The organism is Citrobacter sp. MGH104 (assembly GCF_001034485.1).
Classification (GTDB): Bacteria; Pseudomonadota; Gammaproteobacteria; order Enterobacterales; family Enterobacteriaceae; genus Citrobacter; species Citrobacter freundii.
Map to the genome: position 1 here is coordinate 504,967 of NZ_KQ089818.1, position 12,791 is coordinate 517,757.

The 12,791-nt window shown below is 51.2% G+C and carries 14 protein-coding genes; 12 read left to right on the forward strand and 2 right to left on the reverse strand.

Annotated features, from left to right (window positions below):
* The first annotated feature begins 9 nt into the window (after positions 1–9).
* The 3 genes from fliS (at position 10) to amyA (ending at position 2,344) form a co-directional block, all read left to right on the forward strand.
* Positions 10–417, forward strand: a complete 408-nt coding sequence (gene fliS, locus SK34_RS02405) for a flagellar export chaperone FliS (protein ID WP_003834041.1) — start codon at positions 10–12, stop codon at positions 415–417.
* Entirely contained in the window at positions 417–788 is a 372-nt protein-coding gene (gene fliT / locus SK34_RS02410; protein ID WP_003030458.1) for a flagella biosynthesis regulatory protein FliT, read from the forward strand. Before fliS ends, fliT begins: the two co-directional genes overlap by 1 nt.
* A 68-nt stretch (positions 789–856) precedes the next feature.
* Positions 857–2,344 carry an alpha-amylase gene (amyA, locus tag SK34_RS02415; protein ID WP_048232267.1) on the forward strand — a complete coding sequence of 496 codons (1,488 nt, stop codon included), beginning with the start codon at positions 857–859 and terminating at the stop codon, positions 2,342–2,344.
* A 40-nt stretch (positions 2,345–2,384) separates the two neighbouring features.
* On the opposite strand, the gene yedD is transcribed toward amyA, so the two are convergent.
* On the reverse strand, positions 2,385–2,798 hold the full coding sequence (gene yedD, locus SK34_RS02420) for a lipoprotein YedD (protein WP_003030454.1): 414 nt from the start codon (positions 2,796–2,798) through the stop codon (positions 2,385–2,387).
* 185 nt (positions 2,799–2,983) lie between these two features.
* Between yedD and yedE the strand changes: the two genes are divergently transcribed.
* The 5 genes from yedE to SK34_RS02445 all read left to right on the forward strand — a co-directional run bounded on the left by yedE (position 2,984) and on the right by SK34_RS02445 (position 7,321).
* Entirely contained in the window at positions 2,984–4,189 is a 1,206-nt protein-coding gene (yedE, locus tag SK34_RS02425; protein WP_048232269.1) for a selenium metabolism membrane protein YedE/FdhT, read from the forward strand.
* Positions 4,186–4,419 carry a sulfurtransferase-like selenium metabolism protein YedF gene (gene yedF, locus SK34_RS02430; protein WP_000790504.1) on the forward strand — a complete coding sequence of 78 codons (234 nt, stop codon included), beginning with the start codon at positions 4,186–4,188 and terminating at the stop codon, positions 4,417–4,419. The genes yedE and yedF overlap by 4 nt, the downstream gene beginning before the upstream one ends.
* Before the next feature lie 175 nt (positions 4,420–4,594).
* A complete protein-coding gene (locus SK34_RS02435) occupies positions 4,595–4,957 on the forward strand; it encodes a GtrA family protein (RefSeq protein ID WP_032949546.1) in 363 nt (120 codons plus the stop codon).
* Positions 4,954–5,889, forward strand: a complete 936-nt coding sequence (locus SK34_RS02440) for a glycosyltransferase family 2 protein (protein WP_048232270.1) — start codon at positions 4,954–4,956, stop codon at positions 5,887–5,889. Before SK34_RS02435 ends, SK34_RS02440 begins: the two co-directional genes overlap by 4 nt.
* Positions 5,879–7,321, forward strand: coding sequence for a glucosyltransferase domain-containing protein (locus tag SK34_RS02445; RefSeq protein ID WP_048232271.1), 1,443 nt, complete (start codon positions 5,879–5,881; stop codon positions 7,319–7,321). Before SK34_RS02440 ends, SK34_RS02445 begins: the two co-directional genes overlap by 11 nt.
* A 192-nt stretch (positions 7,322–7,513) precedes the next feature.
* Here SK34_RS02445 and fliE read toward each other — a convergent pair whose 3' ends face one another.
* On the reverse strand, positions 7,514–7,828 hold the full coding sequence (gene fliE, locus SK34_RS02450; protein WP_003030448.1) for a flagellar hook-basal body complex protein FliE: 315 nt from the start codon (positions 7,826–7,828) through the stop codon (positions 7,514–7,516).
* Positions 7,829–8,044: 216 nt separating this feature from the next.
* Here fliE and fliF point away from each other — a divergent pair, with 216 nt between their 5' ends.
* From fliF to fliI, 4 genes are read left to right on the forward strand one after another with little or no spacing between them, the layout of a single operon-like run.
* Positions 8,045–9,718 carry a flagellar basal-body MS-ring/collar protein FliF gene (gene fliF / locus SK34_RS02460; RefSeq protein ID WP_003839087.1) on the forward strand — a complete coding sequence of 558 codons (1,674 nt, stop codon included), beginning with the start codon at positions 8,045–8,047 and terminating at the stop codon, positions 9,716–9,718.
* On the forward strand, positions 9,711–10,709 hold the full coding sequence (gene fliG / locus SK34_RS02465; protein WP_003030443.1) for a flagellar motor switch protein FliG: 999 nt from the start codon (positions 9,711–9,713) through the stop codon (positions 10,707–10,709). The genes fliF and fliG overlap by 8 nt, the downstream gene beginning before the upstream one ends.
* On the forward strand, positions 10,702–11,409 hold the full coding sequence (gene fliH, locus SK34_RS02470) for a flagellar assembly protein FliH (protein ID WP_003030441.1): 708 nt from the start codon (positions 10,702–10,704) through the stop codon (positions 11,407–11,409). The genes fliG and fliH overlap by 8 nt, the downstream gene beginning before the upstream one ends.
* The gene (gene fliI, locus SK34_RS02475; RefSeq protein WP_003030440.1) at positions 11,409–12,779 is read left to right on the forward strand and encodes a flagellar protein export ATPase FliI; all 1,371 of its coding nucleotides are present in this window, start codon (positions 11,409–11,411) and stop codon (positions 12,777–12,779) included. The genes fliH and fliI overlap by 1 nt, the downstream gene beginning before the upstream one ends.
* Positions 12,780–12,791 lie beyond the last annotated feature (12 nt).

The window sequence follows — 12,791 nt, forward strand, 5'->3', positions numbered from 1 at the left end:
GAGGTAAGCATGTACACCGCGAGCGGTACCAAAGCCTATGCACAGATCAGTGTGGAAAGCGCCGTAATGAGCGCCAACCCACATCAGTTGATCGAAATGTTGTTTGATGGCGCGAACAGCGCCCTGGTGCGCGCTCGCCTGTTTATGCAGCAGGGTGATATCGTCGCCAAAGGTGAAGCGTTAAGTAAAGCCATCAATATTATTGATAATGGCCTGAAAGCCGGCCTGGACCACGAAAAAGGGGGAGAACTCGCCACCAATCTCTCTTCATTGTATGACTATATGGTTCGCCGTTTACTGCACGCTAATCTGAATAATGATTGTCAAGCCATTGAAGAAGTCGAAGGGTTACTCGGCAACATTGCGGATGCCTGGAAACAGATCTCACCGAACGCGTCGTCCCAGGAGTCTCGTTAATGACCTCAGCCGTGGAGTTTATCAACCGTTGGCAGCGCATCGCGCTACTCAGTCACTCGTTGCTGGAACTGGCGCAGCGCGGTGAATGGGACCTTTTACTGGAACAGGAAGTTACCTATCTGCAAAGTATTGAAGTGGTCATGGAAGAGCAAACTCCACCGGGCATTACGCGAAGTATTCAGGACTTGGTGGCCGGGTATATTAAACAGACGCTGGATAATGAACAATTACTCAAAACGTTGTTGCAGCAGCGCCTGGATGAACTCAGCAACCTCATCGGCCAGTCGACACGCCAAAAGACGCTGAATAACGCCTATGGCCGTCTTTCCGGCATGCTGTTAGTCCCCGACGCCCCCACTGCCCCACAATAATTTCCCGTCTCGTCTGAATTATCTTCCATACTCCAGAGGTCGGCCAAACGACTTCTGGAGCACGGAAGATGAAAAATCCCACATTATTGCAGTACTTCCACTGGTATTACCCTGATGGCGGCCAACTCTGGCCCGAACTTGCCGAACGCGCAAGCGGACTCAATGATATCGGCATCAATATGGTATGGCTGCCCCCAGCCTATAAAGGCGCGTCCGGCGGCTATTCCGTTGGCTATGACTCCTACGATCTGTTTGATCTGGGCGAATTCGACCAAAAGGGAACCGTCGCCACCAAATACGGCGATAAAAACCAGTTGCTGGCGGCGATTGACGCGCTGAAACACAATGATATTGCCGTACTGCTGGACGTGGTGGTTAACCACAAAATGGGCGCGGATGAGAAAGAAAAGATCCGCGTCCAGCGCGTTAACGCCGAAGATCGCACGCAAATAGACGATGAGATTATCGAATGCGAAGGCTGGACGCGCTACACCTTCCCTGCCCGCGCAGGCCAGTACTCGCAATTCATTTGGGATTTCAAATGCTTCAGCGGCATTGACCATATAGAGAATCCCACCGAAGACGGCATTTTCAAAATCGTTAACGATTACACCGGCGAAGGCTGGAACGATCAGGTTGATGATGAGTTGGGTAATTTTGATTATCTGATGGGAGAAAATATCGATTTTCGTAATCACGCCGTCACCGAGGAAATCAAATACTGGGCGCGCTGGGTGATGGATCAAACCCATTGCGACGGCTTTCGCCTGGATGCCGTCAAGCACATTCCGGCCTGGTTTTATAAAGAGTGGATTGAGCACGTGCAGGAAGTCGCGCCAAAACCGCTGTTTATCGTCGCGGAATACTGGTCCCACGAAGTCGATAAGCTACAAACCTACATCAACCAGGTAGAGGGGAAAACCATGCTGTTCGACGCCCCCCTACAGATGAAGTTTCACGAAGCGTCCCGTCAGGGCCGCGATTATGACATGAGCCAGATTTTCACCGATACCCTAGTAGAAGCAGATCCGTTTCATGCCGTCACGCTGGTGGCCAATCACGACACCCAACCTTTACAGGCACTCGAAGCCCCCGTCGAGCCGTGGTTTAAGCCGCTGGCCTATGCGCTGATCTTGCTGCGTGAAAATGGCGTACCGTCGGTGTTTTACCCTGACCTCTATGGAGCGCATTACGAAGACACCGGCGGCGATGGCGAAATCTATCCTATCGACATGCCGATCATTGAACAGCTTAATGAACTGATCCTCGCGCGCCAGCGCTTCGCACACGGGGTACAGACGCTCTTTTTCGATCATCCTAACTGTATCGCTTTTAGCCGCAGCGGAACGGACGACGATCCCGGCTGTGTGGTGGTACTGTCAAACGGCGATGACGGGGAAAAGACCATCAATCTCGGCGCCAATTACGGCAATAAAACCTGGCGTGACTATCTGGGAAATCGCGAGGAAAGCGTGGTCACCGATGAAAACGGTGAAGCAACGTTTTTCTGTAACGGCGGGAGCGTCAGCGTGTGGGTCATTGAAGAAGTGATTTAAAACTCAACCCCGGTGGCCATGGGCTACCGGGGCGTACGGCTTATGGCAGTGGCGTAGCCAGCGGCGTTTTCTTTAACGCATCAGCACATTCCTGCGTCGGGCGATCCACCCGCTGCAGCGTCATACCGTCATATTCCAGCGTATTGCCTTCGCGCTCGATCTCATACAGCTCGCGTTTCACCGTCACGTTGGTGAGATCGCCAGAGAGCATCGTCAGTTTCCCCGGCAGCGCGATCACCCGCTGCCACTGGCGACAATCCAGCGTATCGCCCTCTTTCGTTATCACCAGGCTGGCAATCGCTTCCGGGCTTACCAGACTGCGTTGCGGACCTTTTGACTGCCAGTATCCTTCCAGACCGGCTGGCGCTGGCGTTTTCACCACGTCGTTATAATTTTCTACTTCGGCGCATCCGGTAAGCGCCAGAAATACACCAACGATTGCTAATTTTTTCATCATTCATCCTGCATGCGAAGAAAATGGGATTGTGGCATTAAAGGCCTGATGTCGCCAGCCTTTCAGCGGCATTGAGAAAGATTGATCCAGACGGTATTACCTCTTATTACTCATAGTCAAAAATTCTGAACGGTGTAGTATCCACACTTCTTGTTACATACCTTCTGAGTTCAGAGGCGCAACGCATGTCATGGCAACACTTCAAACAGGCCTGGTTAATTAAATTTTGGGCCCCCGCCCCTGCGGTCATCGCAGCGGGTATTCTCTCCACTTATTATTTCGGCATTACGGGAACCTTCTGGGCCGTTACCGGTGAATTCACCCGTTGGGGTGGGCAAATCCTGCAACTGTTTGGCGTGCACGCCGAAGAGTGGGGATACTACAAGCTGATCCATCTCGAAGGCTCGCCCCTGACCCGCATTGACGGCATGATGATCCTCGGTATGTTCGGCGGCTGTTTTGCTGCCGCGCTGTGGGCTAACAACGTCAAATTACGCATGCCGCGTAGCCGGGTGCGCATTATGCAGGCGATAGTTGGTGGGATGATCGCCGGATTCGGTGCCCGGCTCGCGATGGGCTGCAACCTGGCCGCATTCTTCACCGGCATTCCACAGTTCTCGCTACATGCCTGGTTTTTCGCACTGGCAACGGCAATCGGCTCATGGTTTGGCGCACGCTTTACCCTGCTGCCAATGTTTCGTATTCCGGTCAAAATGCAGAAAGTCTCCGCCGCTTCGCCGTTGACGCAAAAGCCGGATCAGGCCCGTCGCCGTTTCCGCCTTGGCATGCTGGTGTTTATCGGCATGATCGGCTGGGCGCTGCTCACCGCGATGGATAAACCCAAGCTCGGTCTGGCGATGCTATTTGGCGTTGGGTTCGGTCTGCTGATTGAACGGGCGCAAATCTGCTTCACCTCCGCCTTCCGCGACCTGTGGATTTCTGGTCGCACCCATATGGCAAAAGCAATCATCTTCGGGATGGCGGTCAGCGCCATCGGTATCTTTAGCTACGTACAACTGGGCGTCGAGCCTAAAATCATGTGGGCGGGTCCAAATGCGGTGATCGGCGGCTTACTGTTCGGCTTTGGCATCGTTTTAGCGGGCGGATGTGAAACCGGCTGGATGTATCGCGCCGTTGAAGGCCAGGTGCATTACTGGTGGGTTGGTCTGGGCAACGTTATTGGCTCGACCATTCTGGCCTACTACTGGGATGATTTTGCTCCCGCGCTCGCCACCAACTGGGACAAAGTGAATTTGCTCAACACCTTCAGTCCGCTCGGTGGTCTGCTGGTAACCTACCTGCTGTTGTTTGCCGCGCTGATGCTCATTATCGGCTGGGAAAAACGCTTCTTCCGTCGCGCAGGACTGACGCCTGCCAAGGAGTCTGTATGAAAAATATCGTGCCTGATTATCGCCTCGATATGGTCGGCGAACCGTGTCCATACCCGGCTGTCGCCACGCTGGAAGCGATGCCGCAATTGAAGAAAGGTGAAATTCTGGAAGTGGTGAGCGATTGCCCGCAGTCAATCAACAATATTCCACTGGATGCGCGTAATCACGGCTATACGGTGCTGGATATTCAGCAGGATGGCCCAACGATCCGCTATTTGATTCAGAAGTAATGCGATTCTCCCGTTGCCTGGCGCAGCGGGAGAATGTTCAGTGACTAAACATGCCTCGACATCAGGTGCATGACTTTGCGCTCCCGCCTTTGTTTCCTCTACTTAGCATCACAGGTCGATCGTTCCATGCTCAGATGGTAAACTGTCGGACTCTAAGAATTCGCTGATTTTTATAATGTTTAAACTATTCGCAAAGTACACATCAATAGGGGTCATCAACACGATGATTCACTGGATTGTCTTTGCTATATGCATATACGGACTGCACACCGGACAAGCTCTCGGTAATTTTTCTGGTTTCCTCGTGGCGGTATCGTTCAGCTTCTTTGCAAACGCAAGATTCACTTTCAAGTCATCGACTACAACCATGCGCTACATGCTCTATGTTGGCTTCATGGGCACACTCAGCGCTGCTGTAGGATTGTGTGCTGATAAGTCAGGTATGGCGCCTATCATCACTTTAATCTTATTCTCAGCCATCAGTTTGGTATGCGGTTTCATTTATTCTAAGTTCATTGTCTTTAGGGATGCGAAATGAAAATATCTTTGGTCGTTCCGGTCTTTAACGAAGAGGACGCGATACCAATTTTCTATAAAAATGTTCGCGAATTTGAAGAACTCAAAAAGCATGATGTAGAAATCGTATTCATCAATGATGGTAGCAAAGACGCAACAGAATCAATCATCAACGCGCTTGCGATATCTGATAAGCTCGTGGTTCCTGTTTCATTTACCCGTAATTTTGGAAAAGAGCCAGCCATATGCGCGGGGCTTGACTATGCCACTGGTGAAGCCGTCATTCCGATCGATGTTGACCTACAGGATCCCATTGACGTTATTCCGGTCATGATAGAGAAATGGCAGTCAGGTGCAGATATTGTACTGGCAAAGCGTTCTGACCGCTCTACAGATGGGAAACTAAAACGTAAAACCGCTGAATGGTTTTATAAATTACACAATAAAATCAGTGCCCCCAAAATAGAAGAGAACGTTGGCGACTTTAGACTCCTGTCCCGCCATGTAGTAGAGAACATAAAACTCATGCCAGAACGTAACCTATTTATGAAAGGCATTCTGAGCTGGGTTGGTGGTCGTACTGATGTCGTCGAATACACACGAGCCGGGCGTATTGCGGGCAACTCAAAATTTAACGGTTGGAAATTGTGGAATCTCGCACTAGAGGGCATTACCAGTTTTTCGACGTTTCCACTCCGGATTTGGACTTACATTGGTTTTTTTGTCGCTGCTTTATCCTTCTTGTACGGAGCGTGGATGATTGCCGATAAAATATTTTGGGGAAACCCGGTGGCGGGATATCCATCTATTATTGTTTCTATTCTCTTCCTTGGTGGTGTTCAGCTAATTGGAATAGGTGTGTTAGGAGAGTACATAGGCAGAATATACATCGAAAGCAAGCAACGTCCACGCTATATAGTTAAAAAACAAGATGGAAATAAAAATGTTCTCTAAACTCGACAAGAAATTACTCTTAATTTACTCAGGACTGGCTCTATTATTCATCTATCCTTTAATACAAGCTGGAATATACTATAGGGACGACTTAGATAGATCCATAAGTGGGTATTATGGTTGGCGTGGCTTAGGCCGTCCTTTTGCAGATATTTTAGCAAGATTTTTTTCTGCAAGTGGTCATTACAACCTTGACTTATTTCCGTACACGATGCTCGCGTCCTGTGTATTTTTAGGTGCATCTTCACTTGCGCTCAGTAAACATTTGATCAGATCAGATGTTGCAAATGCAAAAATGGTTGCCGCACTTTTAATATTCAATCCATTCATTCTGCAAAATATCGCTTATCGATACGATAGCCTGGGAATGTCTATCGCTTTTTTCCTTGCAGTAATTGCGTATACGTATTCAAATAAAAATTTGGCACTAGAGATTGCGACAAAACTAACATCAGGAATATTAGCTTTAACATTGTATCAGCCATGTGCAAACATTTTTATTGGTTTACTTGCTATTGACGTAATAATTATAGCGTTAAAACAACACGTAAAAGTCAAAGAATTCGTAATCTTTTTATTCAAAAAAACAATTCTATTTTTATCGTTTTACATTATCTATATGCTTTTCTTTTCTCCAAAAAACAACTCTCGCGCAGAGCTAATACCTTTGGATAAAGGAGGATTGGATTACCTCATAGGAACATTAGCTTCTTTAAAAGCGTTAGTCCTTTCTTATCTTTATCATCCGGTTTACATCTATTTCGCAATACCGATGTTAATAAGTTGTGTGTTTATGCTCATTTCTTATCGTACACACATAGGAAATATCGCGTCCTTTATTTTATATGGCGCCATTTCTTTTTTAATATTCATCATTTCCCTTATGGGGCCAACCATATTACTTCAGGATGCACCTGTACTTCCACGTACTTTAGTTTCCTTTTCAGTTATAATGGTTATAATTGCTATACCAATCATGCATTTTGCCCCTCGCCTCAAATATGCAGCACTGATTCCTGTTATTGCCTCACTTGCCTTTAGCGCTCAATTGGGCAACACAATGAAAGCACAACAAGAATATGAAGATTTTGTTTTCAACATGATTGCACAGGATATTGCAAATCATAAGAACATCGTTTCGATTGGGACTGTAGGCCAGTTAAATGCAAATGAAAGAGCAAAACTGATAATAGAAAACAAACCGCTTGTAGGTCATTTCGTTTTTCCAGCCACTGAGTTTTTAGCATCCTTCCAATTAATTAACAAAGGATTATTACAAACACAGCATGGTTATAGTGATGTGCAAGAAAACAAAAATAAACTGGCTAATATGATAAGCAAAGGAATCAAACCGGTATCCTCTAACCAGTATTACTCATTATTTATTTCAGATAACACCGCCATAGTCTTTTTGGGGAAATACAATAATTAGCTATTACGAGCCCTCATACTGGAATTTGAGGGCTTTTTATTCGGCAAGATGGGATTCATGACGACGGCTCAGCATCAGGCATACCTTACGGTACATACAGGAAACTTCACTGAGATAAAATGCCGGGAGTTTGACCGATGTGATGTGCATCCATGCACTTTTATATTAAACCGCAGATTTAGGTTAGTGAACCTACACCTGCATCGACATCACTTCCTGGTAGGCCGACACCAGCTTGTTACGCACCTGAATACCCATCTGCATCGAGACCGACGCTTTTTGCATATCGGTCATCACATCATTTAACGCAATACCCGGCTCACCGAGGGTAAATTTCTCAGCCTGCGTACGGGACGCGGTTTGCACATCGCTGATTCGGTCTAACGCCGCATGCAGCTGACCGGCAAAACTCACGGTCGGTTGTGGCTGCATATCCTGCATTTTTGCTGACATCGCCGTGGCCTGTAACTGGCTGATGACCCCTTCAATCCCCTGTATTGCCGACATTCTGATCCCCTGGATGATTTTTTACTTAGCTGAGATTACCAGTTAGTCAATAAGATAAAGGCGTTAAATAACGATAAAAAACCACGGTTTTTAACGCATAGAAAAATTCGAAACCGCAAATAATGAGACCGTCAATTTTTCGAGTTTGCTGACCCGGGAGTGAGTCTTGTTCCACTTTGCAAAAAACGCCGTCCACGATAAGCCACGAGGTGCGAGATGAGTGCGACAGCATCGACTGCAACCCAGCTTAAACCTCTCGAGTGGTTAAACCGCCTGCGCGCGAATCCCAGAATTCCTCTGATTGTGGCGGGAGCCGCTGCCGTCGCTATCATCGTGGCGATGGTCCTGTGGGCCAAAACACCTGACTACCGCACACTGTTCAGCAACCTATCCGATCAGGATGGTGGCGCGATTGTCACCCAACTGACGCAGATGAACGTTCCCTATCGTTTTACTGAGGGAAGCGGTGCTATAGAAGTTCCTGCCGATAAAGTTCACGAATTGCGGTTACGTCTGGCACAACAAGGTCTGCCGAAGGGCGGCGCCGTTGGCTTTGAGCTGCTGGATCAGGAAAAGTTTGGTATTAGCCAGTTTAGCGAGCAGGTCAACTACCAGCGGGCGCTGGAAGGTGAATTAGCCCGTACCATTGAAACGCTGGGACCGGTAAAACGTGCCCGCGTGCATCTGGCAATGCCAAAACCGTCGCTGTTTGTGCGTGAGCAAAAAGCACCTTCAGCCTCCGTGACCGTTAACCTTGAACCTGGCCGCGCACTGGATGAAGGTCAAATCAGTGCGGTCACGCATCTGGTTTCCAGCGCTGTTGCAGGCTTGCCGCCGGGCAACGTTACGCTGGTCGACCAGGCGGGTCATCTGTTAACTCAGTCGAACACCAGCAGCCGCGATCTTAACGATGCGCAGTTGAAATACGCGAGCGATGTCGAAGGGCGCGTTCAACGTCGTATCGAATCGATCCTGTCGCCGATTGTCGGCAACGGTAACGTACATGCGCAGGTCACCGCGCAACTGGATTTTGCTAATAAAGAGCAAACCGAAGAACAGTACCGTCCAAACGGTGATGATTCCCAGGCCGTGCTGCGTTCACGCCAGTTAAACGTCAGCGAGCAGATCGGGAGCGGAGCGCCAGGCGGCGTACCGGGCGCATTGTCTAATCAACCAGCACCGGCTAATACCGCGCCAATCGCCACCCCTCCGGCTAATCAGCAAAATGCGCAAACCACGCAAACGGCAAATAACAACAATAATGCTGGTCCACGCAGTACTCAGCGTAATGAAACCAGCAACTATGAAGTCGACCGTACCATTCGCCACACCAAAATGAACGTCGGCGATGTGCAGCGTCTCTCGGTTGCAGTGGTGGTCAACTATAAAACGTTGCCGGACGGTAAACCGCTGCCGTTAACCGCCGATCAGATGAAACAGATTGAGGACCTGACCCGCGAAGCGATGGGCTTCTCCGACAAGCGTGGCGATACCCTGAACGTGGTGAATTCACCCTTCACGGCGACCGACGATTCCATTGGCGAGCTGCCGTTCTGGAAACAGCAAGTCTTTATTGAACAGTTGATGACCGCAGGCCGTTGGTTGCTGGTTCTGCTTGTTGCCTGGATCCTGTGGCGTAAGGCTGTTCGCCCGCAGTTGGTTCGCCGCAGCGAAGAAGCAAAAGCGGTACAAGAACAAACGCGTATCCGTCAGGAAACCGAAGAAGCGGTAGAAGTTCGCCTCAGCAAAGACGAACAAACCCAGCAGCGTCGTACGAATCAACGTCTGGGTGCAGAAGTGATGAGCCAGCGTATTCGTGAAATGTCAGATAACGATCCGCGCGTCGTGGCGCTGGTCATTCGCCAGTGGATGAGTAACGATCATGAGTAATGCCCTTACCGGTACCGATAAAAGCGTCATCCTGCTGATGACCATTGGCGAAGATCGCGCGGCTGAGGTGTTTAAACATCTTTCCACGCGCGAAGTTCAGGCGCTCAGTACAGCGATGGCGAACGTACGCCAGATCTCCAACAAACAGTTGACGGAAGTGCTGGCCGAGTTTGAGCAAGAAGCAGAACAGTTTGCCGCGCTGAATATCAACGCCAACGAATATCTGCGCTCCGTGCTGGTGAAAGCGCTGGGCGAGGAACGCGCCTCCAGCCTGCTGGAAGATATTCTGGAAACCCGCGATACCACCAGCGGCATTGAAACGCTCAACTTTATGGAGCCGCAAAGCGCCGCTGACCTTATCCGCGACGAGCATCCACAGATTATCGCCACCATTCTGGTGCACCTCAAACGGGGCCAGGCCGCCGATATTCTGGCGCTGTTCGACGAGCGTTTACGTCACGACGTGATGCTGCGTATCGCCACCTTCGGCGGCGTGCAGCCTGCCGCGCTGGCAGAACTGACCGAGGTACTGAACGGTCTGCTCGATGGTCAGAACCTCAAGCGCAGCAAAATGGGCGGCGTGAGAACGGCAGCAGAAATTATCAACCTGATGAAAACCCAGCAGGAAGAAGCGGTTATTACCGCCGTACGCGAATTCGACGGCGAGCTGGCACAGAAAATTATCGACGAGATGTTCCTGTTCGAAAACCTGGTGGACGTCGACGATCGCAGTATCCAGCGCCTGTTGCAGGAAGTGGATTCCGAATCGCTGCTGATTGCCCTGAAAGGTGCCGAACAGCCGCTACGCGAGAAGTTCCTGCGCAACATGTCGCAACGTGCTGCCGATATTCTGCGCGACGACCTTGCCAACCGCGGCCCGGTGCGTTTGTCGCAGGTGGAAAACGAACAAAAAGCGATTCTGCTTATTGTGCGTCGTCTGGCGGAAACCGGCGAGATGGTGATAGGCAGCGGCGAGGATACCTATGTCTAACGAACTGCCGTGGAAAGTCTGGACTCCGGACGACCTCGCCCCACCGATGGCGGAGTTCGTACTGGCCGACCACAGCGAAACGCCGCTGTCAGAAGAAGCTGAAGAGCCACAGCTTTCCGCAGAGCAACAGCTTGAACAGCAGCTCGCACAGCTGCAAATGCAGGCCCATGAGCAAGGGTATAACGCGGGGCTGGCGGAAGGTCGACAGAAAGGTCACGAACAAGGCTATCAGGAAGGTCTGAGCCAGGGGCTGGAGCAAGGCCAGAACCAGGCGCGAGCACAGCATGCGCCGATCCATGCCCGCATGCAGCAGCTGGTGAGTGAGTTTCAGAATACGCTGGATGCGCTGGATAGCGTCATTGCCTCGCGACTGATGCAAATGGCGCTGGAAGCTGCGCGTCAGGTGATTGGTCAGACGCCAATCGTGGATAACGCGGCGCTGATTAAGCAAATCCAACAGTTGTTGCAACAGGAACCGCTGTTTAGCGGTAAACCGCAGCTGCGCGTACATCCGGACGATCTCCAGCGTGTGGAGGAGATGCTCGGTGCCACTCTCAGCCTGCACGGCTGGCGGCTACGCGGCGATCCCACGCTGCATCACGGCGGTTGTAAAGTCTCAGCTGATGAAGGCGATCTGGATGCCAGCGTCGCCACGCGCTGGCAAGAACTCTGCCGTCTGGCAGCGCCGGGAGTCGTGTAATGACCACTCGCCTGACTCGCTGGCTCAATACGCTGGACAACTTCGAAGAGAAAATGTCACTGCTGCCTGCGGTGCGTCGTTATGGTCGCCTGACCCGCGCAACCGGGCTGGTGCTGGAAGCCACGGGGTTACAGCTGCCGCTCGGTGCCACCTGCGTCATTGAACGTCAGGACGGCAACGAAACCCAGGAGGTCGAAAGCGAAGTCGTGGGCTTTAACGGTCAACGTCTGTTTCTGATGCCGCTCGAAGAAGTCGAAGGCGTTCTGCCCGGCGCACGCGTATACGCGAAGAACATTGCCGGAGAAGGTCTGCAAAGCGGGAAGCAATTACCGCTTGGCCCTGCTCTGCTGGGTCGTGTGCTGGACGGTAGCGGCAAACCGCTCGACGGACTGCCCGCCCCGGATACCACCGAAACCGGCGCGCTGATTACACCGCCGTTTAACCCGCTGCAACGGACCGCAATTGAACACGTCCTGGATACCGGCGTACGCCCCATCAACGCGTTGTTAACCGTTGGCCGCGGCCAGCGTATGGGGCTTTTCGCCGGTTCCGGCGTCGGTAAAAGCGTCCTGCTCGGCATGATGGCGCGCTATACCCAGGCCGATGTTATCGTCGTGGGTCTGATTGGCGAGCGTGGTCGCGAAGTTAAAGATTTTATTGAAAATATTCTCGGCGCTGACGGTCGCGCACGCTCGGTAGTGATTGCCGCTCCGGCGGACGTCTCGCCGCTGTTACGTATGCAAGGCGCGGCCTACGCCACGCGCATCGCCGAAGATTTTCGCGATCGCGGACAGCATGTATTGCTGATTATGGACTCCCTCACCCGCTACGCGATGGCACAACGTGAGATAGCCCTGGCGATCGGCGAGCCACCGGCAACCAAAGGTTATCCACCCTCAGTATTCGCTAAGTTACCGGCGCTGGTCGAACGGGCCGGAAACGGTATCCACGGAGGCGGTTCAGTCACCGCGTTTTATACGGTACTGACCGAGGGTGACGACCAACAGGACCCGATTGCCGATTCCGCGCGCGCGATTCTGGACGGTCACATTGTGCTGTCTCGTCATCTGGCCGAGGCGGGTCACTATCCGGCCATCGATATTGAAGCCTCGATCAGTCGCGCCATGACCGCGCTCATTAGTGAAAAACACTATGCACGGGTGCGTAACTTTAAACAGTTGCTGTCCAGTTTCCAGCGTAACCGCGATCTGGTCAGCGTGGGGGCGTATGCCAAAGGCAGCGATCCGATGTTGGATAAAGCCATCGCCTTATGGCCGCAGCTGGAAGCATTCTTACAGCAAGGTATTTTTGAACGGGCTGACTGGGAAGATTCTCTACAAGCTTTGGAACTGATTTTCCCTGGTGTGTGATTAAGCAGGAGA